The 24,274-nt window shown below is 67.9% G+C and carries 16 protein-coding genes; 11 read left to right on the top strand and 5 right to left on the bottom strand.

Features of this window, described 5'->3' with window-relative positions; genetic code table 11:
- Window positions 1–22 precede the first annotated feature (22 nt).
- Window positions 23–1,246: a murein transglycosylase A gene (mltA, locus tag ACT531_RS15495; RefSeq protein ID WP_476017979.1), complete on the bottom strand. Its 1,224-nt coding sequence runs from the start codon at window positions 1,244–1,246 to the stop codon at window positions 23–25.
- Between mltA and ACT531_RS15490 the strand changes: the two genes are divergently transcribed.
- The gene (locus ACT531_RS15490) at window positions 1,179–1,325 is read left to right on the top strand and encodes a hypothetical protein (RefSeq protein WP_172727543.1); all 147 of its coding nucleotides are present in this window, start codon (window positions 1,179–1,181) and stop codon (window positions 1,323–1,325) included. The two genes, mltA and ACT531_RS15490, sit on opposite strands and share 68 nt — an antisense overlap.
- A 204-nt stretch (window positions 1,326–1,529) precedes the next feature.
- Window positions 1,530–2,180, top strand: coding sequence for a YiaD family glycine zipper/OmpA-like lipoprotein (locus ACT531_RS15485; protein ID WP_015016248.1), 651 nt, complete (start codon window positions 1,530–1,532; stop codon window positions 2,178–2,180).
- A gap of 35 nt (window positions 2,181–2,215) precedes the next feature.
- On the opposite strand, the gene ACT531_RS15480 is transcribed toward ACT531_RS15485, so the two are convergent.
- The 4 genes from ACT531_RS15480 to ACT531_RS15465 all read right to left on the bottom strand — a co-directional run bounded on the left by ACT531_RS15480 (window position 2,216) and on the right by ACT531_RS15465 (window position 9,963).
- Window positions 2,216–2,845, bottom strand: coding sequence for a response regulator transcription factor (locus ACT531_RS15480; protein WP_110960800.1), 630 nt, complete (start codon window positions 2,843–2,845; stop codon window positions 2,216–2,218).
- A gap of 85 nt (window positions 2,846–2,930) precedes the next feature.
- Entirely contained in the window at window positions 2,931–4,997 is a 2,067-nt protein-coding gene (locus ACT531_RS15475) for a two-component system sensor histidine kinase NtrB (RefSeq protein ID WP_476017978.1), read from the bottom strand.
- Window positions 4,994–5,809, bottom strand: a complete 816-nt coding sequence (locus ACT531_RS15470) for a carbon-nitrogen hydrolase family protein (RefSeq protein WP_476017977.1) — start codon at window positions 5,807–5,809, stop codon at window positions 4,994–4,996. The genes ACT531_RS15475 and ACT531_RS15470 overlap by 4 nt, the downstream gene beginning before the upstream one ends.
- Window positions 5,806–9,963, bottom strand: coding sequence for a YhdP family protein (locus ACT531_RS15465; protein WP_476017976.1), 4,158 nt, complete (start codon window positions 9,961–9,963; stop codon window positions 5,806–5,808). The genes ACT531_RS15470 and ACT531_RS15465 overlap by 4 nt, the downstream gene beginning before the upstream one ends.
- A gap of 143 nt (window positions 9,964–10,106) precedes the next feature.
- Here ACT531_RS15465 and glnE point away from each other — a divergent pair, with 143 nt between their 5' ends.
- From glnE to ACT531_RS15420, 9 genes are all read left to right on the top strand, one after another.
- Entirely contained in the window at window positions 10,107–12,872 is a 2,766-nt protein-coding gene (glnE, locus tag ACT531_RS15460) for a bifunctional [glutamate--ammonia ligase]-adenylyl-L-tyrosine phosphorylase/[glutamate--ammonia-ligase] adenylyltransferase (protein WP_476017975.1), read from the top strand.
- A gap of 256 nt (window positions 12,873–13,128) precedes the next feature.
- Window positions 13,129–13,812, top strand: a complete 684-nt coding sequence (locus ACT531_RS15455; RefSeq protein WP_238990828.1) for a CerR family C-terminal domain-containing protein — start codon at window positions 13,129–13,131, stop codon at window positions 13,810–13,812.
- Between the two features lie 7 nt (window positions 13,813–13,819).
- Window positions 13,820–15,202, top strand: coding sequence for an efflux transporter outer membrane subunit (locus ACT531_RS15450; RefSeq protein WP_476017974.1), 1,383 nt, complete (start codon window positions 13,820–13,822; stop codon window positions 15,200–15,202).
- A 110-nt stretch (window positions 15,203–15,312) separates the two neighbouring features.
- Window positions 15,313–16,527, top strand: a complete 1,215-nt coding sequence (locus ACT531_RS15445) for an efflux RND transporter periplasmic adaptor subunit (protein WP_476017973.1) — start codon at window positions 15,313–15,315, stop codon at window positions 16,525–16,527.
- A gap of 12 nt (window positions 16,528–16,539) precedes the next feature.
- Window positions 16,540–19,674 (top strand): efflux RND transporter permease subunit, encoded by a 3,135-nt coding sequence (locus tag ACT531_RS15440; RefSeq protein ID WP_476017972.1) that lies wholly within the window; start codon window positions 16,540–16,542, stop codon window positions 19,672–19,674.
- 103 nt (window positions 19,675–19,777) lie between these two features.
- Window positions 19,778–20,989, top strand: a complete 1,212-nt coding sequence (locus ACT531_RS15435; RefSeq protein WP_209816838.1) for an HD-GYP domain-containing protein — start codon at window positions 19,778–19,780, stop codon at window positions 20,987–20,989.
- A gap of 333 nt (window positions 20,990–21,322) precedes the next feature.
- Window positions 21,323–21,907 (top strand): glutathione peroxidase, encoded by a 585-nt coding sequence (locus ACT531_RS15430; RefSeq protein WP_043565794.1) that lies wholly within the window; start codon window positions 21,323–21,325, stop codon window positions 21,905–21,907.
- A gap of 244 nt (window positions 21,908–22,151) precedes the next feature.
- Window positions 22,152–23,462 (top strand): NAD(P)/FAD-dependent oxidoreductase, encoded by a 1,311-nt coding sequence (locus ACT531_RS15425; RefSeq protein WP_476017971.1) that lies wholly within the window; start codon window positions 22,152–22,154, stop codon window positions 23,460–23,462.
- A complete protein-coding gene (locus ACT531_RS15420; RefSeq protein ID WP_476017970.1) occupies window positions 23,459–24,262 on the top strand; it encodes a DUF1365 domain-containing protein in 804 nt (267 codons plus the stop codon). The genes ACT531_RS15425 and ACT531_RS15420 overlap by 4 nt, the downstream gene beginning before the upstream one ends.
- Window positions 24,263–24,274: the final 12 nt, after the last annotated feature.

Here is a 24,274-nt window from a genome sequence, read left to right as displayed (position 1 = left end):
CCGCGCCGAAACCGCCTCGCAGTCAACGCGGCCACAACGCCCACAGGCGCAGGTTCTGCTTGAGCCGGCCTGCGATGTCGCCCGCCTCGGGCCCCCAGCCGGTGAAATAGTCCGCACGCACTGCGCCGAGGATGGCGCTGCCCGTGTCCTGCGCCAGCACCAGGCGGTTGAGCTGCACCTGCGGGCCGGACGAGGCCAGCCACACAGGGGTGCCGTAGGGAATGCTCTGCCGGTCCACCGCAATCGATCGGCCCGGCGTCAAAGGCACGCCCTGCGCACCACGCGGGCCAAAACCGGCGTCCAGCGGGTTCAGGGGTTCTTCGCGGAAGAACACGTAGCGAGGATTGCTCCACAGCAGCTCATTGGTGCGCTGAGGGTTGGCAGCCACCCAGGCGCGGATGCCGGGCCAGGTCGCATCGCGCGTCAGGCCCTGGTCCAGCAGCCAGCGGCCTACGCTCTGGTAAGGCTGGTCATTGGTGCCTGCGTAGGCCACCCGCACCAGCGAGACCGAGCCATCGGGCTCGGTGATGCGCAGACGGCCCGAGCCCTGGATGTGCAGCACCATGGACTCGATGGGATCACGCAGCCACGCAATGGCCCGGCCCGCCAGCGCGGCCTGGGCCTCGGGCAGCGTATCGATCTGCTGGCGCGTGTACCAGGGCTTGCGCGTCCCAAGGCTGGCGGGCACCCGGTAGATCGGCACCGTGAAGCCGTTGCCGGGCTGGCGGGCCGCATCCATCATGGGCTCGTAATAGGCCGTCAGCAGGCCATCGGGGTTGCCATCGGTGGCCTCGACGCGGTAGGGCTGCAGGCGCGCAATGAGCCAGGCGCGCTGCTCATCGGCCGTGGCAATGCTGAGTTGCCGCACCTCGCTGCATAGCGCCGTGAAAGGCGGCTGCGGCCGCTCGCAGCTCTTGATCCACGCGTTCCAGGCTTCGTGCAGCGCATCTTCGGTGAAGCCCGGCAGTTCGGCCCAGCGCACCGGAATCCATCGGCTTTTGGGTTGCGCCATGGGCGGTGGCAGGGGGCCGGTGTCCCCCGGCAGCACCACTGCACTTGGCGGCAGCGGCGCGGGAGTGCCCCCAGATCGTGCGGGGGCGGGGGCAGGGGGCGTGGAGCAGGCAGCCAGCGTTCCTACAATCAGCGCGGTCAATGCAACGCGCAGGAGTGTCAATTTCATGGGGCTGATTTTGCTTGAAGCGCTGCTGGCGCTGGTGGTCCTGGTGGCCATCGTGTGGTGGACCATGTTCTCGGGCCGCAAGGGGGGCGAACTCCAGGCTCCGCAGTCCTCGGACGACGACAAGCAGCCTCCCCCATCGCCTTGAGCCGCCGCTGAGCCCCCAGCGGGGACGACTCCGTCCTACAAGCGATGGGCCAGCGGGCTGATGGTGCACGCGCACCCCGGGCCCGACGATGGCGTGAGCCGGGTGATGGCACCGCGCCAATGCGCGGAACAGGGCAACACCCCGACAAGGCTGCGGGCGCGAAGCCCTCCCACCCGGTGCCACCGACCTTCAAGGAGCACACACATGCGCACACACATTCAACTTCTCGGCGCGGCTGCCGCCATCGTTCTGGTCACCGGATGCGCCAACATGGACGACACACAACGCCGCACGGCCACAGGCGCCGGCATCGGCGCCCTGGCGGGTGCGGTGATCGGTTCGGCCACTGGCGGCAGTGCCGGGACGGGCGCCGTGGTGGGTGCCGGGGTCGGGGCACTGGGCACCTACATCTGGTCTCAGAACATGGAGCGCCAGAAGCGCGAAATGGAACAAGCCACACAAGGCACCGGCATCGCCGTGACGCAGACGGCGGACAACCAGCTCAAGCTCAATATCCCCAGCGATATTTCTTTTGCTGTGGGCCGTTCGGACATCCAGCCCAACTTCGCGCCGGTGCTGGACCAGTTTGCTGCCGGCCTACGCAACAACCCCAACACCGACGTGCGCATCGTGGGGCACACGGACAGCACGGGCAGCGACGCCATCAACAACCCGCTGTCGATGGACCGCGCTGCGAGCACCCGCAGCTACCTCACGGCACGCGGCGTGGACGGCCGCCGCATCGTGATCGAAGGCATGGGCGAGCGCTACCCCATTGCCACCAACGACACTGCCGAAGGCCGTGCGCGCAACCGGCGGGTCGAGATTTTTGTGGGCGAGCGACCACGGGGTTGATCACCCCGGCACGAAACCTCGCCAAAGGGACGGGCTCACTGCCCCGCGCGCAGCAGGTTCGCCAGTTCCACGGCGGACTTGACCTGCATCTTGTCGAACACCCGTGAGCGGTGAACCTCGACCGTGCGCACGCTGATATCGAGCTGGTCAGCGATGAGCTTGTTGGGAAGACCGGCGACCACTAGGTCCATCACATCGCGCTCCCGCTCGGTCAACTCGCTCAGCCGCACCTGCAGGTCACTGCGCTCGCGCACCTGAGCCAGCCGCTCGGACGATTGGGCCAGCGCCTGTTCGATGCGGTCCACCAGCGCGTTGTCGGAGAACGGTTTCTCGCAAAAATCGAACGCCCCCCGCTTGACGGTGTCCACGGCGGTAGGCACGTCCGCATGGCCGGTGAGAAAGATCACCGGCATGGTGGCCAGGTCACCGCGCGCGGCCAGCACGTCAAACAGTGCCAGCCCGCTCATGCCAGGCATGCGCACATCCAGCAGCAGGCAACAGGGCTGGCGCTGGGGCGGCCGCTTTTGCAGCATGGCATCGAAGGCCTCGGCCGAATCAAAAGACTCGCTCGGCAGCCTGCGCGAGCGCAGCAGCCAGGCCAGCGCCTCGCGCACGCTGGCGTCATCGTCCACGATGTACACGGTGGCGTTGGTGATGGGCTCCATAAATCAGTTCTGTGGTCCATTGCAATATCTGTCACGCGCACACGATGAAACCGCCAGGGCTCGGCACAGTCCCATGCCATATGCCTCAGGACGTGGCGCCATTGTTCACAGGCAGCGTGAAGGTAAATACCGTACCACGGGGCTCATTCGGCGCAAATCCGAGGAAACCGCCGTGTTGTTCGATGACGGTGCGGCACATGCTCAGCCCCAGGCCCATGCCCTCGGGGCGGGTGGTGAAGAACGGGGTGAACAGCTTTTCTGCGACTTCGGGAGGAATCCCGGTTCCCACATCGGTGACGGCAAATTCAATCCAGCCATTGTGCGGGTTGGAGGCTGCGCGCCGCACCCGGATATCCAGCACACGATTGCGCACCCCAGGGTCATCCATGGCTTGCATGGCATTGCGCGCGAGGTTCAGAAGCACCTGCTCCACCATGGTGCGGTCGCACAGCGCGGGCGCCAGGCCGGGCTCGATGGATGTGTTCACGCGCACCCCCAGCTTGCGGGCCTGCAGGCTCACCAGCGGCAGGATGGCATCAAGCAATTGCTGCGCATGCACGGCCTCGCGGGCCTGGTCGCGGCGCCGCACAAAGTCGTGCACGCTCTTGATCACGCGGCCCGCCCGCTCGGCCTGTCGGGCGATCTGGCGCATGGCCATGCGCACATCCTCCAGGGCATCGTGTTCGGGGGTGGACGCACCGGCACTGGCTCCGACACTGGCGGGCGTGGCATGTTCCAGCAGGTTGATAGAGCCGTTGGCGTAGCTGGAGATGGCGGCCAGCGGCTGGTTGAGTTCGTGGCTGAGCAACGAGGCCATCTCGCCGACCGTGGCCAGCCGTGCCGTGGCCTGCAGACGCTCCTGCGAGGCACGGGACAGCTCCTCGACCCGGCGCTGCTCGCTGATGTCCAGGAACGCGCTCATCCAGCCCGTGTGCTGGCCTTGGGCATTGATGAGCGGCGCCTCGATGATCAGCACGGGAAACCGCGTGCCGTCCTTGCGCATGAACTCGGACTCGAAGCCCTCGCGCGGCGGCATGGTGCCTGCAAAGCGGATGGCCTGGCGCTGGCGGTATTCCTCCACACGCTCGGGTGGCCAGTAGGGTGCAGACATGCTCAGACCCAGCAGCTCCTGCGGGCTGAAACCCACCATCTCGCAAAAGGCCGGGTTGACGTAGGTGATGCGCCCCTCCAGGTCGCGCGCGCGCAGCCCGGTCACCAGCGAGTCCTCCATCGCCTTGCGAAAAGCCAGCGCATCGGCCAGGTCGCGCTCCGCGCGCAGGCGGCGGCGGTTGTCGCGCACCAGCACCACCATCACCGTCACCAGCGCAATCGACATGGCCGTCACCAGGGCCGTCAGCACATTGGGAAACAGGCTGGGAGCGCTGTGCCAGCTGTCCATGCGCAGCACCAGCGTGCTGCCCGGCAAGTCCAGCAGGTGCTGCGCCGAAAACATGCGCGACCCCCGGCGCGCCGCGCCCAGCACCGCCAGCCGGGTGCCGTCGGCCTCGGTGAAGGAGGCTTCCTGGCTGCGCGTGAGGTTGTGCCCCACCAGATTCGCCAGGATGTCCTGCAGCGCATAGGTCGCGACGAGATACCCCAGGGTGCGGCCGCTGGCCGATAGCGGAACACACAGCTCCATCATCTCCGAGCCCAGGCCGTCGCCATGGGGTTGGAAGTAGCTGCTGGAATACGCCGGCCCCCCCAGGCGACGCGCGTTGGCGCAGGCGATGGTGAGATCCGACTGGCCGCTGTCGCGCAGCCGCATGTCCCAGGCCACCGGGCGGTAGGGCGACTGCACGTGGGTGCGCATGCGCAGGTTGGCATCGCGCAACTCAATGCGCACCAGCTCGCGCCGGTTGCGCAGCAGGTCGGACGCCTCGACCTCCCAGGCGAGGTGGCTCGGGTTGTCACTGGGCAGGGCCTGCAGGCTTTGCAGGTTGTGCGTCAGCGCGGTGCGGATGTCCGAGACTGCATCGGCCGTGTCGCGCTCCAGGCGCGTCTGCACCTGGCTGGCTTCGTACCGCCCGGCCAGCCACACCATGGTGGCCAGCATGGAGACCACGAGCAGCACCAGCGCGGTCCATAACGACCAGCGCCGCCAGGCGCCGCGCCAGCGCTGCAGCAGGGTGCGTTTGACGGGGGTGGGTTTCACAGCACGCGGTGGGTCAATGCGGGCAGCTGGGCGCGCACGGCACTCAGGCGCTGCGCGTCCAACTCACCGGCCACCACGCCAGCACCCTGATCGCGCTGCGCGAGGATGCTGCCCCAGGGGTCCACCAGCATGCTGTGGCCCCAGGTGTGGCGACCGTTGGCGTGCACGCCGCCTTGGGCGGGGGCCAGCACATAGGCCAGGTTTTCTACCGCGCGGGCACGCAGCAACACCTCCCAGTGCGCCTGGCCCGTGGTGTGCGTGAAGGCGCTGGGCACCAGCAGCAGGTCGGCCCCCGCTCGGGCATGCGCGCGGTACAGCTCCGGAAAGCGCAGGTCGTAACACACGGACAACCCCACGCGCCAGCGCTGACCACTGCGGGCTTGCAAGTCAAACTGCACCGGGGTATCGCCAGCGTCGATGACCCGGCCTTCGTCGTACTGTTCAGCGCCGTTGCTGAAGCGAAAGAGGTGGATCTTGTCGTAGCGCGCAACGCAGGCACCCGTCGGGTCAAAGACCAGCGTGGTATTCCGCACCCGGTCCGGCACATCGGTGGCCATTGGCAGGGTGCCCCCCACAATCCATATCTGCAGCGCGCGTGCGGTGTCGGCCAGAAACTGCTGGATCACTCCAGAACCAGCGGTCTCGCGCAGGGCGAGCTTGTCCGTGTCCCTGTGCCCCATCAGGCAAAAATACTCCGGCAGCACCGCCAGCTCGGCGCCGCCCTGCGCGGCATGCTCCAGCAGCGCGCGTGCCGCGCGCAGGTTGTCGTCCAGCGAGGTGCCAGACACCATCTGGATGACAGCGACTTTCATGAAGGTTCTCCGGTCTTGGGGGGCGGGCTGACGCGGGGCGTCGCCTCGGTGGCAGGGCTGGCTTCGCGCCCGCGCCGCGCGACGCGCACCACCCGGGGGTCAGTCCAGGTGCCATCAATGCGGAACTCCTGCGTGGCCGCCTCGATGAGCGGGCCGCGCAAAAACACCTGGGCCAAAAAGCTGCCCAAGCCAATCACCGGGTTGATGGCCGTGGCCACGAGCGAGGCGGTCATGGCATTGATCTCGGGCACCACCACCACACGCAGGTCCTGCGTTTCCTGGTCGATGTTGGCGCTGCCTTCCATCAGCACGGCTGCGTTGACGCCCTTCATCTGCAGGTTGTTGGTGGTGGCCACGCCGCGCTCGATGCGCACATCGCCCCGCACAAAATCGAATGCAAAACCTTCGCTGAACACATCGCGAAAATCGAGAGTCAGCCGGCGCGGCAGCGACTGCAAACTGAGCACGCCCAGCAGCTTGGCCAGCCCGGGATCGGCCTTGAGAAACTGGCCGGATTCGACATTCAGGTTGATCTGCCCCGTCATGCTGCGGTAGTCGGGGCTGAAGGGCGCGCCAATCCAGCCCACCTGCCCTTCCATGCGGCCCTTGCCACGCCGCACCACGTTGGCCATGCCCAGGCGGGCCAGCAGATCGCCCGAATCGCGAATATCGAGCTTGAAGCTCAGCACCGTACGCCGCTCTGCAGAGCGGGGGCCGGCCGCAGCGGCGTTGAGCACTGCCCAGTTGCCACTGGCGGTGAACGCGGCCTCGGGCGCGGTGATGTTGAACTTGGACAGGCGCCACTCACGCAACACGCCCTCACCGCCCCGGTTCTGGGCCTCCATCTCCACCCGCCCCAGCCGCTTGCCCCGCAGCTCAAAGTCGTCCACCACAATGTCCAGCGCGGGCAAGTTGCCCGGTTGCTCGTTGAGCAGCTCTTCGACCTGGGTCACATCACTTTGCGGCATGTTCACCCGCGACAGGCGGGCAAACAAGCGGCCGTTGCTGAACTCGGGCGACCCAGGCTGGCGATATTCCAGATAGCCATTGAGTTCGGTGGCATCGAGGTTGGCACGCCAGGTGGTGCCCTCCCGCAGCGCGCCTGCCACCACGTTGTGCAAGGTGCGGCCTTGCAGAGTGAGTTCCCGCGCACGCAGCGCCAGCGTGGTGGGCAGATAGTCCTGCGCCATAGCCTGCCCCGCCGGTGCGGCGGTCGCTCCAGCGCTGCGCGCGGTGGACTCGGCGGCAGTGGCCCGGATGAGCACATCGTCCCACGCATCCACGTCCAGCTTGCCCTGATTGATGTTGGCGGCCACACCTTGTGCAGGCATGGGGGCGAACTCGCCATTGCTCAGGCCCACACCGATGGCGCCGCGCAGCACGCGGGGCTGGGGGCCGCTCAGGTCGCGCACATAGGTGGCCGAACCGAGCGCGCCCAGGTCGAGCGTGATCTGGTCCCGCAGCGGGGGAGCATTGCTGCCGTTGCCGTTGTTGTTCGCCAAGCCCACCAGCGATTCGCGCGCTACCTGGTTGTCGAAACGCAGGGGCAGGCTGCTATCCGCAGCCTTGCCCAGCGGGGGCGGCAAGGCCAGGGCCAGGCCCTGCAGGCTGGTGTTCACCTGCAGCTCAGGCACCCCGCGTCGAAACGACAGGGCCAGTGTGTACGGTGTGCTGCCGGTGGCCCGCCGCGCCAGTTGCGACAACATGCCCAGCTGCGGGGTTTGCTGCAGCCCCTCGGCCGTGGCGGTGCCCTGGGCACGGATCTGCACCGCCGACTCGGTGGCCGGGGCATTGGCCGCCAGCGCGCGCATGCCGCCTTCCAGCCGCACGGGTCCGCCCAGCGCCTGGGCCTGCACATTGGACAGCGAAAACCCGGTCTCGCTGAACTGCACCGCGCCCCGCACGCGGGTGAGTGCAGGGGTGTCGGGGGTGATGCGCAGCTCGTTGCCCGCCAGCGTGACGCTGCCCTGCACCTTGGATTTGTTGATGTCGCTGATGGGCAGGCTCAACCGCAGCTGGAAGTCGGCGTTGCCCGTGCCGCTAGCCTGCTCCAGCGCATTGCCCGTCATACGGCCCAGCGGCGAGGTGGTCATGAGCGTGAGCAGCTCGGCCAGCGGGCCGCGCGCATCGGCACTCACGCCGACCACGGTATGCGCCAGATCTGGAATGCGTGCCTCGACCTTGGACAGGCGCAAGCCCTTGCTACCCGCAAAGCCGCCGCTGGCGCCGCGCACCTGCATGGACGAGCGTTCAAAAATCAGCTCGCCCCCCAGATCGGTCAGCGCAGGCCAGGGCAGGGTGCCTGCGGGTTGCAGCGCGGTGGGTACGTAGGCGTAGGTGACGTCCTTGACGCGCGCCGCAATGCGGAACTCGCCCTGCTTGGGGTCATTGAAAGGCAGGTCGTGCAGATCGCCCTTGACGCGGAACTGCACATTGCTGGCGCTGCCGGCGACCACCGCATCGCGCACGTAGTGGCGGGATTCGGCGGGAATCGACAGGGGCAGGTAGCGGTGCACCCGGGTGCCGTCAGCGCGGTGCAGCGTGCCGGTGAGGTCCAGCACCCCCGGAAAACGCGACCGGTGGGGCGCCTTGGAGGGGTCGCTGGTATGCCAGGTGGCACGGGCATCTCCCTGCGCGTCGGCATTGGCAAACTGCACATCGTTGGCCTGCACGGCGATGCGGCCACCGTCCACCTGCCAGCGCACGTCGGCACTGAGCCGGTCGAGCGGCAGGACGGGCTCCTCAAAAACCCCCGGCAGCACCAGCGCCCCCGACGCCATGGTCAGCGCCGCCTTGCCCCCTGCCTGGGTCATGTCGATGTCCACGTTGGCGCCCCGCAGGCCCAGGTGGGCGGGGGTTGCGCCATCAGTGGCACCGGCCAGCGCCAGCCCCTGGATGCGCCCCTTGACCTGGTACTGCTGCAGCGCATCCAGCGGTCCCTTCCAGGAGGCCTGGATCTCGTCCACCAGCCCCTGGGGCGTGTAGTTGCGCAAGGCGTCGTGGGCGGCCGCTCCGAGCGGCAGACGGCTGGCCACCTGCGCCAGGGCCGCCAAGTCCAGCCGGTCGGCCCGTAATTCGCCTTGCGCCGGGGCCTTGCCGTTGGCATCGGTGTGCACCAGCCGCAAGTTGCCGCCGGGCCAGGTCAGGCCGTCGTCGGTCTGGAACTGCAGCGCCTGCGTCGAGAATTCAAACCCGCCGGTGAGCCGACGCCCCCCCAGCCGGCCCTGGATGGAAGGTAGAACCAGCGGGCGCAGATCGGCCGCCAGCGTGGTGTTCACATCGGCCAGAGCCAGGTCGGCCGTGACGCCCACCACCTGCCCGCTGCGCACATCGGCCCAGGCCCGCAGCGCACCCCGGCCCTGCGCCACCTCGATGCCCACATCGGCATGGTGCCGCAGGTGCGACACATCGACCCGCGTGAAGTGGGCAAACACCTGGCCGCTCCAGTGCTTCCAGTTGCCATCGCGGGCGCGCAGCAGCGGCGCGCGAAACAGACCGACCAGACTGAAACGGTCGCCCCATTCCGGCGGCGGTGTGGCATCCACCCGAAGGTTGTGGTGCCAGTTGCCGTTGCGCAAAACCAGGTCCACCTTTTCCAGCGCCAGCTCGGGGGCGCCGCGCTGCTCGTCGGTCCAGCGCACCGTGCCACCCTTGATATAGACCTCGCCCTGCGAGAACAACCAGTCGGCCGCCGCGCTGCTATCGCCCTGGTTCTGGGCAAACTCCAGCCCCGCCACATAGATGCGCCCGTCGCTGGCCCGGCGCACATCCAGGTCCGGGCCTTCGATGTAAAGCTGCTCGAACCCCCACTGCAGCAGCGAACGGGGCGACAGCGCCACCACCACCCGAGGCAGGCGCAACGCGGTACGGCCTGCCGTATCCAGCAGCGCGACGTCAGACAGCTCGATGGACGGGATCAACCCCTCGGTGCGGGCCACGATGGCGCCGATCTGCACGGGAACCCCCAATACCCGTGCGGCCTGCGCCTGCAACTGTGGGCGGAAATCACCGATTCGCGGCACAATCCAGCCATGAAGAGCCCCCCATGCGATGGTCAGCAGCAGCCAGAACGCGAGCAACAAGCCCAGCGACCACCGCGCAAAACCTGCAACTATTTTCAGCAGGCGTGAGGGGTGCGAGGTGGGATCGATCATGGTGAGATGGAAAGTGGCAGGAATTATGACCCGCAGCCCTGGCGTGGGTTCACTCGTGACCCGAGTGCCCAGTGAGCTTTTGTATGCCGTCGGGCCCGCACACCAGCACCCCGCTCCCCTTCCAACATCCGGCTGTGGCTGCCATGCATCCCTCTCTGTCTGACCCCCGCTGCCACCAGCCCCTGCCCGAGGGCCCCCTGGCCGAACATTCCCGCTTCTACCAGCGCCTGCACCGCCGCTACGCCAACGACCTGCCCCTGCTGCCCCCGGGCATCCCGGTGCTGGCGACCATGGAACAGGCCTACGACGCCCTGTGCGCACGTGGCTGCGATACCGGCACCGCGCTGCGCGTGCTGCGCCAGCTGGTCATGGAACGCCTGATCCAGCTGGACTGCGAGGCGCAGACACCCCTGGCCGACATCACCCGGGCCGTGACCGAACTGGCCGAACTGGCCCTGGACCGCGCCTGCCAGCAGGCGCGCCGCGAGCTGGACGAACGCCACGGCGCACCGCGCGGCCCGCAGGGCCAGCCCGTGCAGCTGTGGATCATCGGCATGGGCAAGCTGGGCGCCCGCGAGCTCAATGTCTCCAGCGACATCGACCTCATCTATGTGTATGAGCACGATGGCGAAACTGCCGGCATGCCCGATGGCCGGGGCCGCATCTCCAACCACGAATACTTTGCGCGCGCCGTCAAGGCCATCTACAGCCTGGTGGGCGACACCACCGAGCATGGCTTTGTCTTCCGGGTGGACCTTGCCCTGCGGCCCAACGGCAACTCCGGCCCTGCGTCGGTGTCCCTGGCCGCGCTGGAGGAATACCTGCAGGTGCAGGGCCGCGAGTGGGAACGTTTTGCCTGGCTCAAGAGCCGCGTGGTGGCCCCGCGCGACTGCATTGGCCGCCCCGAGGTGCAAGCCCTGCGCGGCGTGGTGCTGCCGTTTGTGTTCCGCCGCTACCTGGACTACAGCGTGTTCGACGCGCTGCGTTCGCTGCACAGCCAGATCCGGGACCATGCGTCCAAACGCAGCGCCGGACACCCTGAGCGCGCCAACGACGTCAAGCTCTCGCGCGGCGGCATCCGCGAGATCGAATTCACCGTGCAGCTGCTGCAGGTGGTGCGCGGCGGGCAGTTCCCCGAGCTGCGCCGCCGCCCTACGCTGGATGCGCTGCAGCGCCTGGCCCACGCGGGCCTGATGCCCCAGGAGACCGCCGACGCGCTGGCCCGGGCCTATGTGTTTTTGCGCCGGGTGGAGCACCGCATCCAGTACCTGGACGACCAGCAGACCCACGTGCTGCCCACGCGCGATGACGACCTGGCCTGGATCGCCAGCACCCTGGGCTACAAGGACTGCTGCGCCTTCCTGCACGAGCTGGACGCACACCGTGAGCTGGTGGCCCAGGAGTTCGACACCCTGCTGGGAGGCAACGGCAAAAAGCAATGCAGCGGCGGCGGCTGTGGCGGCCCCCGGGCAGCGGCACCGCCGCCCCCGGAACTGGAAGGCCTGCTGGAGCAGCTGCCACCGGGCTTTCGCGAGCGTGTGGCTGAATGGCGCAACCACCCGCGCGTGGCCGGGCTGCGTGACGAGGCGCGGGCCCGCCTGTTCCGCCTGGTGCAGCGCACGGCCCAGTGGCTCAAGGAAGGACGCGTCACCGAAGAGGCCACCGTGCGCCTGGCCAACTGGCTGGAACCGCTGCTGCGGCGCGAAAGCTATCTGGCGCTGCTGCTGGAACGGCCCTCGGTGCACGAGCAGCTGCTGCACCTGCTGGGCGCGGCTAAGTGGCCTGCGCGTTACCTGCTGCAGCACCCTGGCGTGATCGACGAACTGGTGGGCGACTCACTGTTGTCCGAACGTTTTGTGGTGGCCGACTTTGAACGCGAGCTGGGCATGCGCCTGGCGTCGCTGCGCTCTACCGGCGAGGACGACGACGAAACCCTGCTCAACCTGCTGCGCCGCGCGCAGCATGCAGAGACCTTCCGCACCCTGGCCCGCGACGTGGAGCGCCGCATCACCGTCGAGCAGGTGGCCGACGACCTGAGCGCGCTGGCCGACAGCGTCCTGCGCATCACCAGCCAGTGGTGCTGGAGCCGCCTCAAGAACCGCCACCGCGACGAGCCCCAGTTCGCCATCATTGGCTACGGCAAGCTGGGCGGCAAGGAGCTGGGCTACGGCAGCGACCTGGACATCGTCTTTGTATTTGATGACGACGACGAACGCGCCCCCGAGGTGTATGCGGCCTTTGTGCGCAAGCTCATCAACTGGCTGACCGTCAAGACGGGCGAGGGCGACCTGTACGAGATCGACACGGCCCTGCGGCCCAACGGCAACTCGGGCCTTCTGGTCACGAGCTTTGAAGCCTATGCCAACTACCAGCAGCAACGCGGCAGCAACACCGCCTGGACCTGGGAACACCAGGCCATGACCCGTGCGCGCTTCGTGATGGGCAGCGAGGCCTTGCGCGAGCGCTTCGACGCCGTGCGTGAGGCCGTGATCACCTCCGCCCGCGACCCGCTGGCGTTGAAGGACGAGATCGTGACCATGCGCGAGCGGGTGCGCTCGGCTCACCCCACGCCAGCCGGCCGCTTTGACGTGAAGCACAGCCCGGGCGGCATGGTGGACGCCGAGTTTGCCGTGCAGTACCTGGTGCTGTCGCAGTCTGCGGCCCACCCCGAGTTGCGCGGCAACCTGGGCAACATTGCGCTGCTGCAGCGTGCCGAGCAAGTGGGCCTGCTGCCTGCCGGTGTGGGCCACGCAGCCGCCGACGCGTACCGCGAACTGCGCCGGGTGCAGCACGTGGCGCGCCTGGACGAGGCGCCCACCCAGGTCACGCCCCCCGCACTGCAGACAGAGCGCGATGCCGTGCTGGCGCTGTGGACAGCGGTCTTCGGCTCTGCCGCCGCATCGGCCTGATCGACGGGCGCACAGCGCAGGGGACGGCCGACTTCTGGAGGGGTCGCCTTCCCCCTCCACACCCTATATTCGGATGGTGCAAAACCTCCATCCGATCTGCCCAGCCCCCGCTCCAAACAGCCGCTCCGCACTGGCAGAGGCAAAGCCGAAACACCTCCGACATTTTCTGAAACAAAAATTTAATCAATCGTTTGATTAAATAGTGCTGTAATCCGGCTCCATGCCAGATTCAGCTTCCAGGTCGCCCCGGCCTTCCATGCCCCCACCACCGCCGACGGAAGGACCGCAGGCCCGTGCACGACTGCTGCACGCAGCGTTGCGCCTCTTTGCCGAAAACGGCTTTGCCAAGGCATCCATCCGCGACATTGCCCAGGCGGCGGGGGTCAACCCGGCCTCCATCAGCTACTACTTTGGCGACAAGAACGGGCTGTACCGTGCGGCGTTCACCGAACCCATGGGCAGTCCCATCGCCGTGGATGCCTGGCCGGACACCTTGCCCGCGTTCATCGAGCTGCTGATCCAGAGTTTCATGCAACCCTTGCACGAAGGCGATCTGGTCGAGCTGTGCATGCGCTTGCACTTTCGCGAAATGCTGGACCCGACCGGGCTGTGGCAGCAGGAGCTGGAGTGCGAGATCAAGCCCGCGCACGCCGCGCTCGTGGGTCTGCTGTGCAAGGAGTTCGGCCTGAAAACCGCCGATGACGACGTACACCGTCTTGCCATGGCCATCACCGCCCTGGCGCTGCAGTACTACGTGGGCCGCGACGTGGTGCAGGCGGTGCGCCCCGGACTCACCGCCACGCCACGGGGGCTGGCCGCCACCACATCACGGCTGGTGGACTTTGCCCAGTTCATGGTGGACGGGGAGCGCCAGCGCCGCGCTACGGCCCGCGCTGCTGCGTCCGCCAAAAAAACCTCCTCTTCCCGTACCCCAGAGTGACTTGCACATGCGACTGATCTCACACAAACCCCTGTGGCTGGCGCTGGTCCTGCCACTGGTGGCCTGCTCCACCACCGCACCCCCAGCGCAGGTCGCAACACCCGTGCCCATGGGCTGGCAGGCACCCTTGCCGCACCAGGGTTCCCTCACGGACATGGCCCGCTGGTGGACCCAGCTGCAAGACCCGCTGCTGGTCGAGCTGATCGACGCCGCCCAGGCCGTGAGCCCGGGCATCGCGCAGGCCCAGTCGCGCATTGCGCAGGCCCGCGCCACGCAAGTCGGTAGCCGGGCGGCCTTGCTGCCCGCGCTTGACGCTCAGGCCAGCGCCAGCCGGGGCTTCAATGACCAGTTGGCCCGCGTGGCCACCACATCGCAGGCCGGACTGCAGGCGAGCTGGGAGCTGGACCTGTTTGGCGCCAACCGCGCCGCCAAAACTGCGGCCGATGAGCGGCTGGCGGGCGCACAGGCCCTGTGGCACGAGGCGCGTGTGAGCGTGGCGGCCGAAGTAGCACAGCAGACCAGCAGCATCCGCACCTGCCTGGCCCAGCAGCAGGTGGCCGAGCGCGACGCGCAGTCCCGTGGTGAAACGTCCCGCCTGTCCCAGCTGAGTGAGCGCGCGGGCTTCACGGCGCCCGCCACGGCCGCACTGGCCCGTGCCAGCGCCGCCGAGGCCCAGGCCCGTGCGTCACAGCAGCGCATGCAATGCGATGTGGAAGTCAAGGCCCTGGTGGCGCTCACCGGCTGGGAAGAACCCACCCTGCGCACCCGGCTGGCCCAGCCGGTGGCTGCGGCCCCGGACACGCTGTTTACCGTGGACGCACTGCCCGCCCAGGTGCTGGCCCAGCGCCCCGACGTGTACAACGCTGAGCGCGAAGTAGCGGCTGCCAGTGCCGACGTCGCCAGCGCCCAGGCCCAGCGCTACCCACGCCTGACCCTCAGCGGCAGCGTGGGCGCGGCCCAGGTGCGCACGGGGGGCGTGACCACGGACCTGAACACCTGGACCATCGGCCCGCTGGCGCTCAGCGTTCCCCTCTTTGACGGTGGCCGGCGTGCCGCGCAGACCGATGCAGCGCAGGCCCGCTACGACGAGGCCGCGTCGCAGTACCGCGCCAAGGTGCGCCAGGCCGTGAGCGAGGTCGAGCAGGCCCTGGTGCGCCTGCAAAGCACGGCCGAGCGCAGTGCCAGCGCGCGCACTGCCGCCGACGGCTACCGCGCATCGTTCGACGCGACCGAGGCGCGCTGGCGCGGAGGCCTGGCCAGCCTGGTCGAGCTGGAAGATGCCCGGCGCACAGCGCTGGCCGCCGACAACGCGTTGATCGCGCTGCAGCACGAGCGCCAGACCGCCTGGATTGCGCTGTACCGCGCCGCTGGCGGCGGCTGGAAGCTATGAGACACCCCCTGAGGCGCTTTGCGCCTCTCCTGCGCATCGCCGGTTTCAAGCGCAGTGGACGACGCCCAACACCATGCACAGCGGATATGAATTTTTCAGGACAGATGCACATGCAACACTCCTCCTTCTCCTTCAAGTTTTCCCCCACCGCCTTCGCCGTGATTACCGCCTGCGTGCTGGCCACGGGCGGTGCGCTGGTTTTCTCGGGTGCATCGCGTGCCGCCGATGAACCTAAGGCGGGCCAGCCCCGGCCTGCGCTCACCGTCAGCACGGCGCAACCGCAGCGCATGCAGGTGCCGCTGCGCCTGGCCGCCAACGGCAACATCGCGGCCTGGCAAGAGGCGAGCATTGGGGCCGAGAGCAACGGCCTGCGCCTGACCGAGGTGCGTGTGAACGTGGGCGATGTGGTCAAGGCCGGGCAGGTGCTGGCCACCTTCTCGGCCGACACGGTGCTGGCCGATGTGGCCCAGAGCCGCGCCAGCCTGCTCGAAGCCCAGGCCAATGCGGCCGAGGCCGCCGCCAATGCCGACCGCGCCCGCTCGTTGCAAGCCACGGGCGCACTCAGCCAGCAGCAGATCCAGCAGTTCACCACGGCCGAGCAAACCGCCCAGGCCCGCGTGGAAGCGGCCAAGGCCGCGCTGAACGCGCAGCAGCTGCGCCTCAAATACACGCAGGTGGTGGCGCCTGACAGCGGCGTGATCTCGGCCCGCACGGCCACCGTGGGCGCGGTGGTGGGGGCAGGTACGGAGCTGTTCCGCATGGTGCGCAAGGGCCGCCTGGAGTGGCGCGCCGAGGTCACGTCCACCGAGCTGCGGCGCATCCAGCCCGGGGCCAAGGTCAGCGTCACCGCCGCCAGCGGCGCCGTGGCCGAGGGCTCCGTGCGCATGGTCGCACCCACGGTGGACCCGCAAACGCGCAATGCGCTGGTCTACGTGGACCTGCCCGCCAACACCGACTTCCGTGCCGGGATGTTTGCGCGGGGCGAGTTCGCACTGGGCAGCAGCGACGCACTCACCGTGCCGCAAGAGGCGCTGGTGGTGCGCGACGGGTTCTCGTACGTGTTTGTGGTGGGCGGAGACCAGCGCGTGCAGATGCGCAAGGTCCAGACCGGCCGTCGCGTGGCCGACCGGGTCGAGGTGCTGTCGGGCCTGGACGCTGGAGCCCCCGTCGCTGTGCGCGGTGCGGGCTTTTTGAACGATGGCGACCTGGTGCGCGTGGCGGCCCCTGCGGCGGCGCCAGCGGCTGGCAAGCAGTCCTCCAGCCTGCATTTCATACAAAAAGTGCCTGTAGCGCTAGTGGATCATGCGCAAGCAGCTATCAACTAAGGAGCATTCCACATGAATGTATCCACCTGGTCCATCAAGAACCCCATACCGGCGCTGATGCTGTTTGTGCTGCTGACCTTCGGCGGCCTGCTGTCCTTCAACGCCATGAAGGTGCAGAACTTTCCCGACATCGACCTGCCCACGATCTCCGTGACCGTGGCGCTGCCCGGCGCCTCGCCCGCGCAGCTGGAGAACGACGTGGCGCGCAAGATCGAGAACAGCATCGCCACGCTGCAGGGCCTCAAGCACATCTACACCAAGGTGCAGGACGGCGGCGCCACCATCACCGCCGAGTTCCGGCTGGAGAAGCCCACGCAGGAGGCGCTGGACGACGTGCGCTCCGCCGTGGCCCGTGTGCGCGGCGACCTGCCGGGTGACGTGCGCGACCCCATCGTGACCAAGATGGACCTCGCCGCGCAGCCCGTGCTGGCCTTCACCATCGCGTCGGCCCGCATGGACGACGAGGCGCTGTCCTGGTTTGTGGACGACGCCGTGGCCAAGAAGCTGCTCACCGTGCGCGGCGTGGGCGCCGTCAACCGCGTGGGTGGTGTGCAGCGCGAGGTGCATGTGGCACTCGACCCGGTCAAGCTGCAGTCCCTGGGCGCCACGGCGGCCGATGTGTCGCGCCAGCTGCGGCTGGTGCAGACGGAGAGTGCCGGCGGCCGCACCGACCTGGGCGGCAGCGAGCAGCCGGTGCGCACGCTGGCCACGGTGCAGTCGGCGCAGGAGCTGGCGGGCCTGACGCTGGCACTGTCGGACGGCCGCCACGTGCGGCTGGACCAGGTGGCCACGGTGACAGACACCATCGCCGAACCCCGCGCGCTGGCCCTGCTCAACGGCAAGCCGGTGGTGGGTTTTGAGGTGGCGCGCAGCAAGGGTGCCAGCGAAGTCGAAGTGGGCGCTGCCGTGCAGGCGGCCCTGCAGGAGATGCGCGCGCAGCACCCCGACCTGGAAATCACCGAGGCCTTCAACTTCGTGCAGCCGGTGCAGGAGGAATACGACGGCTCCATGCACCTGCTGTACGAGGGCGCGCTGCTGGCCGTGCTGGTGGTGTGGCTGTTCCTGCGCGACTGGCGAGCCACGTTTGTGTCGGCCGTGGCGCTGCCGCTGTCGGTGATCCCGGCGTTCATCGGCATGTACTGGCTGGGCTTCTCAATCAACGTGATCACGCTGCTGGCGCTGTCGCTGGTGGTGGGCATTTTGGTGGACGACGCCATCGTGGAGGTCGAAAACATCGTGCGCCACCTGCGCATGGGCAAGACGCCCTACCAGGCGGCCATGGAGGCGGCCGACGAGATTGGCCTGGCCGTGATCGCCACCACCTTCACGCTCATTGCTGTGTTTTTGCCCACGGCGTTCATGAGCGGCATTGCGGGCAAGTTCTTCAAGCAGTTTGGCTGGACAGCGTCGCTCGCGGTGTTTGCCAGCCTGGTGGTGGCCCGCCTGCTCACGCCCATGATGGCGGCCTACATACTGAAGCCCATCGTGGGTGACCACAAGGAGCCGCGCTGGATGACGGTGTACCTGCGCTGGGCTGCGTGGTGCATCAAGCACCGGTGGATGACCTTCATCGCCACAGCCGCGTTTTTCATTGGCTCGCTGGCGCTGATCCCGCTGCTGCCCACGGGCTTCATCCCGCCGGACGACAACTCGCAGACGCAGGTGTACCTGGAGCTACCGCCCGGTGCCACGCTGGCGCAGACGCGTGCCGTGGCCGAAGACGCGCGCCAGCGCATCGCCCAGGTGGAGCATGTGCAAAGCGTGTACACCACCATTGGCGGCGGCTCGGCCGGCACCGACCCCTTCATGGGCGGCGCCAGTACCGAAACGCGCAAGGCCACGCTGACCATCTTGCTGTCCCCGCGCGGCGACCGGCCGCGCAAGCAGGGCATCGAGAACAAGATCCGCGCCGCGCTGGAGACGCTGCCCGGCGTGCGCAGCAAGGTGGGCCTGGGTGGCTCGGGCGAGAAGTACGTGCTGGTGCTCACGGGCGACGACCCGCAGGCGCTGACCACGGCCGCCTTGGCGGTCGAGAAAGACCTGCGCACCATTCCGGGCCTCGGCAGCATCTCGTCCACCGCCAGCCTGGTGCGGTCCGAGATCGCCGTGCGCCCCGACTTTGCCCGCGCCGCCGACCTGGGCGTGACCAGCAGCGCCATCGCTGAAACCCTGCGCATTGCCACGGTGGGTGACTACGACGTGTCGCTGCCCAAGCTCAACCTGGCTGCGCGCCAGGTGCCCATCGTCGTCAAGCTGCAGGACGATGCGCGCAAGGACCTGTCACTGCTGGAGCGTCTGCCCGTGCCCGGCGCCAAGGGCCCGGTGATGCTGGGCCAGGTGGCCACGCTGGAGTTCAGCGGCGGCCCGGCCGTGGTGGACCGCTATGACCGCGCACGCAATGTGAACTTCGAGATCGAACTCTCGGGCCAGCCGCTGGGCGACGTGACCAAGGCGGTGGAGGCGCTGCCCTCCATCCAGAACCTGCCGGCCGGTGTGCGCCAGATCACGATTGGTGACGCCGAAATGATGGGCGAGCTGTTTGCCAGCTTCGGCCTGGCCATGCTCACCGGCGTGCTGTGCATCTACATCGTCCTGGTGCTGCTGTTCAAGGACTTCCTGCACCCGGTGACCATCCTGGCGGCGCTGCCGCTGTCGCTGGGCGGCGCGTTTGTGGGACTGCTGATCGCGCAAAAGAGCTTCTCGATGCCCTCGCTCATCGGGCTGATCATGCTCATGGGCATTGCCACCAAGAACTCCATCCTGCTGGTGGAATACGCCATCCTGGCGCGGCGCGAGCACGGCATGACGCGTTTTGAGGCGCTGATCGACGCCTGCCACAAGCGCGCACGGCCCATCATCATGACCACGCTGGCCATGGGCGCGGGCATGCTGCCCATCGCCATCGGCCTGGGGGCTGCGGACGCGAGCTTTCGCTCGCCGATGGCGGTGGCGGTGATTGGCGGGCTCATCACCTCCACGCTGCTGAGCCTCTTGGTGATTCCGGCGGTGTTCACCGGGGTGGATGACCTGGGACGGGGGTTTGGGCGGCTGGCCCGCCGCCTGCGCGGGGGGCGCCATGCCCCGGGCGCACCGGCGGCCCCCGCAGCCACGGCCACGGCGCCCTCAGCACCGCACTCCGCCCCCTGACGCCAGCACTTGGCGCCCCCGGCGTGAGCCCAAAAAGCAGGGCAATCACGGGGGTTGCGCGGGCTTTGGCGGGGGGTAGCCGTCGGATAATGCAACGCGCACCATGAACCTCGTCAGCCTCAACATCGAATCCATCCAGCTGGGCCACCCCTTGCCTTTTGTGCTGCGGGGGGCCGATGGCGTGTTGCTGGCGCAAAAAGGCTATGTGATCCGCACCCGCGACGAGCTGGCCAAGCTGGTCGAACGGGGCCGCGAGCTGTGCGTGGATACCGACGAATCCGGCGGCAGCCACCGCGCCTACCTGGCGCAGCTGCAGCGCATGCTGATCGCCGACACCAACCTGGGCGAGATCGCCGCCATGAAGATGACGGCGGGCGAGCAGGCCGCCGCTGCAGCCGCCGCGCGTGCAGGCAAGACCCTGCCCGACTGGCCCGAGCTGCAGTTGCGCGCCACGCAGCTGCTGCGCGCTCCGTCGCCCAGCGACTTCGGCGGGCGCTTCCAGGCGCTGCACGACGAGCTGGCGCGCCATTGCGAACAAACCCCCGACGCCACCTTGCTGGGCCTGATTTACCTCTCGGCCCAGGAAACGCGCATGTACAGCGCCACCCACTCCATGCTGGTCAGCTGCGTGTGCATGGTGGTCGCCCGCGAGATGCTGCGCTGGCCCAGCAGCCGCGTGCAGCAACTGGGGCACGCGGCGCTGAGCATGAACATCGCCATGACCGAGCTGCAGGACCAGCTGGTGCTGCAGACCCAACCCCTCACCGCGACCCAGATCGCGGCCGTGGAAGACCACGCGGCGCGGTCCGAGGCGCTGCTGCGCCACCTGGGCGTGGCCGACCCGGTGTGGCTGGAGGCCGTGCGCTGCCACCACCACCGCACGCCCGGGCCGCTGTCCAAGAAGACCGAAGCCCAGCAGATGGCGCGCCTGCTGCAGCGTGCCGACATTTTTGGCGCCCGCCTGGCTCCCCGTGCGGCGCGGCTGCCCATGCCCGTCACCGCCGCCATGCAGGCCAGCTACTACGACGAAGAACACCAGGTGGACGAGGCCGGCGCCGCCCTCGTCAAAACGCTGGGGGTCTACCCCCCCGGTGCCTTTGTGCGCCTGGCCAGCCGTGAAGTGGGCGTGGTCATCCGCCGGGGCACCACCGCCACCACCCCCCGCGTGGCCGTGGTGACCAACCGCGACGGCATGGCCACGGGCGAACCCATCCCCCGCGACACGGGCATGCCGCCCTGGAAGGTCACCGGCGTGGTGGCGTTCAAGGACGTACGCGTCAACCTGTCGCTGGACCGCCTGCTGCAGATGGTCTGACGGCCTGGAGGGCGCTGCATGCCCCCGGTTCCAAGCGCCGCCGCTGTCTGCGGCGGGCCACAGTTTCCCCTGATACCAACAGGGAGCGCCGGCCCATGCCCGCCCCCAACCGCCTAGCACTGGGACTGCGCCGTATCCCCTTCTTTCCCTGCCCAGCCATGGGCTGGCGCCGGTGGCACTGCGCGGCCGCTTTTTGCCCCCGCGTCCCGTTTCCTACCGAAATCTGAATCCAAACGCGTGCGCGCCACGTAAACCATGCAGTACAAATAAAAACTCATGTGGACAAAAAATGATGAAATGGTTAAATTGGCCGTACTCACTGCCCAAAGTCCTATGAACCGCCTTACAAGACTCCTCTCGACCGCCGCCGCCCTGGGGGCCTGGCTGTTGCTGGCGCCCGCCGCCCAGGCGGCCGACGCGCCTGCCGGGTGCCCGGCCACGCTGCAGCACACCTTCCCGCGCCTGCAGGACGAAAAGCCCCAGTCGCTGTGCCAATACAGCGGCAAGGTGGTTCTGGTGGTCAACACGGCCAGCTTCTGTGGCTTTACCGGCCAGTACAAGGGGCTGGAAGAGCTGTATGCCCGCTACAAGGACAAGGGGCTGGTGGTGCTGGGCTTCCCGTCCAACGACTTTGCCCAGGAAAAAGGCAGCAACAAGGAAATCGCCGACTTCTGCGAAAACACCTTCGGGGTGAAATTTCCGATGTTTGCCAAGAGCAGCGTCAAAGGACCGGAGGCCTCGCCGCTGTACCAGCAGCTGGCCCAGCTGTCGGGCACGGCGCCCCGCTGGAACTTCCACAAGTACCTGCTGGGCCGCGACGGCAAGCTGGTGGATAACTACTCCAGCCTGACCGGGCCGGATAACAAGGGCCTGGTGCGTGCCATCGAACAGCAGCTCGCCCTACCTACTCCCCGGTAAGCGCCATGACTTCTTTACATTTCTTGAAAAAAAATACAGGCGCCCTCTGGAACTTCGCCGGAGCGGCCCCACTCTATCCATTGCGCAAGACGATTGCGCGGCGTACAGTTTTAACGTTGCGAAGCCTTTCGGGCCCCTGGGTTCCGACTGACCTCCTGGAGCGCTTCTCCTCCCTCCCTCTCTTATTCGTTTCGGGACGCTTCGCAACCTTTTTATTCCAGGCGCCGGCCAGAGGGGGCCGGCCATGAAAATCGCCATCGTCGGCTCCGGCATCTCCGGGCTCTCCGTCGCGCACCAGTTGCGCGGCCAGGCGGACATCACCCTGTTTGAGGCGGGCGACTACTTTGGTGGGCACACCCACACCGTCGATGTCACCTTGCCCGATGCGTCGGGCACCCCCGTCGCCCACGGCGTGGACACCGGGTTTCTGGTGTTCAACGAGCGCACCTACCCCAACCTGATCCGCCTGCTGGCCGAGCTGGGCGTGGAGACGGCCAAATCCGACATGTCGTTCTCGGTGCAGGTGCCCGCAGCCCTCGGCGGTGGCCGCGCGCTGGAATGGAGCGGCACCAACCTCAGCACCGTGTTTGCCCAGCGCTCCAACCTGGTCAACCCGCGCTTTCTGGGCATGCTGCGCGACCTGCTGCGCTTCAACAAGCTGTGCACGCGCATTGCCGAAAAGCAGGCCGAGGCCGCGCTGATGCAGCCCCTGGGAGACTTCCTTCGCGAGCACCGCTTTGGCGACGCGTTCCGCGACTGGTACTTCTTGCCCATGCTGGGCTGCATCTGGAGCTGCCCCACGGACCAGATGCTGAAGTTCCCCGTGGCCACCATGATCCGGTTCTGCCACAACCATGGCCTGATCCAGGTGAGCAACCGGCCGCAGTGGTGGACGGTGTCCGGCGGCGCGCGCCACTACGTGGACAAGATCGTGGCGGGCATTGCCGACAAGCGCCTGAACACGCCCGTGCGCCGCATTGAGCGTGATGCCGCCGGTGTGCGCGTGGTGACTGCAGACCGCACCGAACACTTTGACAAGGTGGTGCTGGCCACACACTCCGACCAGTCCCTCGCGCTGCTGGCCCAGCCCACGACGCAGGAGCGCGCCGTGCTCGGCGCCATCCGCTACCAGGCCAACCGCGCAGTGTTGCACACCGATACGTCCGTGCTGCCCCAGCGCCGTGCCGCCTGGGCCGCGTGGAACTATGAGCGCGCCCAACAGCGCAGCCGCGAGTCGGCCCGCGTGTGCCTGCACTACCTCATCAACCAGCTGCAGCCCGTGCCCTTTGCGCAGCCCGTGGTCGTTTCGCTCAACCCAGTGCGTGACATTGCGCCCGACCACGTGATCGGCAGCTACGAATACGCCCACCCGGTGTTCGACATGGCCGCCATTCGCGCGCAGCAGCAGGTGAGCAAGCTGCAAGGGCAGCAGCACACCTGGTTCTGCGGCGCCTGGACGGGCTACGGCTTCCATGAGGACGGCCTCAAATCCGGCCTGGCCGTGGCCGAGCAATTGAGGGCAGCCCTGCCAGCCCCCTTGGCGGAGGCCGCGTGAGCCACGCCCCGGCCCCATCCGCAGCGCCCCTCATCGGCTTCGGCCAGGTGCGCCACACGCGGCTGCGGCCCCGGCGGCATGCGTTTGCCTACCCCACGTTTTTCCTGATGCTGCCGATGCGCAGCCTGAGCGGCACACACACGCCGCTGGCGGTGAACCGCGGCGGTGCCATCAGTTTTCATGACGTGGACCATGGCGACGGCCGCAACGCCGCGCAGGGCGGTGCGCTGGCCTGGCTGGACGAGCTGCTGCACACCGAAGGCATCACCGACGCCACGGGCGAGGTCTGGCTGCACTGCTACCCGCGCGTGCTGGGCTACACCTTCAAGCCCGTGAGCTTCTGGTATTGCCACCGTGCAGACGGCCACCTGCGCGCCATCGTGGTCGAGGTGAACAACACCTTTGGCGAGCGCCACTGCTACCTGCTGGACACGCCGCAGTACGGCGTGGAACAGCAGGCGCGCAAGGTGTTCCATGTGTCTCCCTTTTGCGAGGTGAGCGGCGGCTATCGCTTCCGCTTCATGCGCACCGAGGCCAGTACCAAGGCCGGTGCACAAGATGCGGGCCGCACCGTGGTGCGCATCGACCACGACGACGACACCGGCCCCCTCATCCAGACCAGCGTGAGCGGCACCCTGCAGGCCATCACCCCAGAGACCCTGCGCCAGGCACTGTGGGGCTACCCCGCCATGACGCTGGCCATCATCGCCCGCATTCACTGGCACGCGCTGCAGCTGTGGCTCAAGCGCGTGCGTTTCCACCGCAAGCCCGAGGCGCCCGCCGCCGCTGTGACCCGTTGATTTCCATGACGA

This window comes from Acidovorax sp. DMC1, assembly GCF_056314325.1.
The sequence above is the reverse complement of the archived record's forward strand: the minus strand, read 5'-3'. Positions and strand labels throughout refer to the sequence as shown.

Coding starts and splice junctions, on each gene's coding strand:
- ACT531_RS15490 (WP_172727543.1), top strand. CDS start 1,179: ATGGGGCTGATTTTGCTTGAAGCGCTGCTGGCGCTGGTGGTCCTGGTG.
- mltA (WP_476017979.1), bottom strand. CDS start 1,246: ATGGTCCACCACACGATGGCCACCAGGACCACCAGCGCCAGCAGCGCT.
- ACT531_RS15485 (WP_015016248.1), top strand. CDS start 1,530: ATGCGCACACACATTCAACTTCTCGGCGCGGCTGCCGCCATCGTTCTG.
- ACT531_RS15480 (WP_110960800.1), bottom strand. CDS start 2,845: ATGGAGCCCATCACCAACGCCACCGTGTACATCGTGGACGATGACGCC.
- ACT531_RS15470 (WP_476017977.1), bottom strand. CDS start 5,809: ATGAAAGTCGCTGTCATCCAGATGGTGTCTGGCACCTCGCTGGACGAC.
- ACT531_RS15465 (WP_476017976.1), bottom strand. CDS start 9,963: ATGATCGATCCCACCTCGCACCCCTCACGCCTGCTGAAAATAGTTGCA.
- glnE (WP_476017975.1), top strand. CDS start 10,107: ATGCATCCCTCTCTGTCTGACCCCCGCTGCCACCAGCCCCTGCCCGAG.
- ACT531_RS15455 (WP_238990828.1), top strand. CDS start 13,129: ATGCCCCCACCACCGCCGACGGAAGGACCGCAGGCCCGTGCACGACTG.
- ACT531_RS15450 (WP_476017974.1), top strand. CDS start 13,820: ATGCGACTGATCTCACACAAACCCCTGTGGCTGGCGCTGGTCCTGCCA.
- ACT531_RS15445 (WP_476017973.1), top strand. CDS start 15,313: ATGCAACACTCCTCCTTCTCCTTCAAGTTTTCCCCCACCGCCTTCGCC.
- ACT531_RS15440 (WP_476017972.1), top strand. CDS start 16,540: ATGAATGTATCCACCTGGTCCATCAAGAACCCCATACCGGCGCTGATG.
- ACT531_RS15435 (WP_209816838.1), top strand. CDS start 19,778: ATGAACCTCGTCAGCCTCAACATCGAATCCATCCAGCTGGGCCACCCC.
- ACT531_RS15430 (WP_043565794.1), top strand. CDS start 21,323: ATGAACCGCCTTACAAGACTCCTCTCGACCGCCGCCGCCCTGGGGGCC.
- ACT531_RS15425 (WP_476017971.1), top strand. CDS start 22,152: ATGAAAATCGCCATCGTCGGCTCCGGCATCTCCGGGCTCTCCGTCGCG.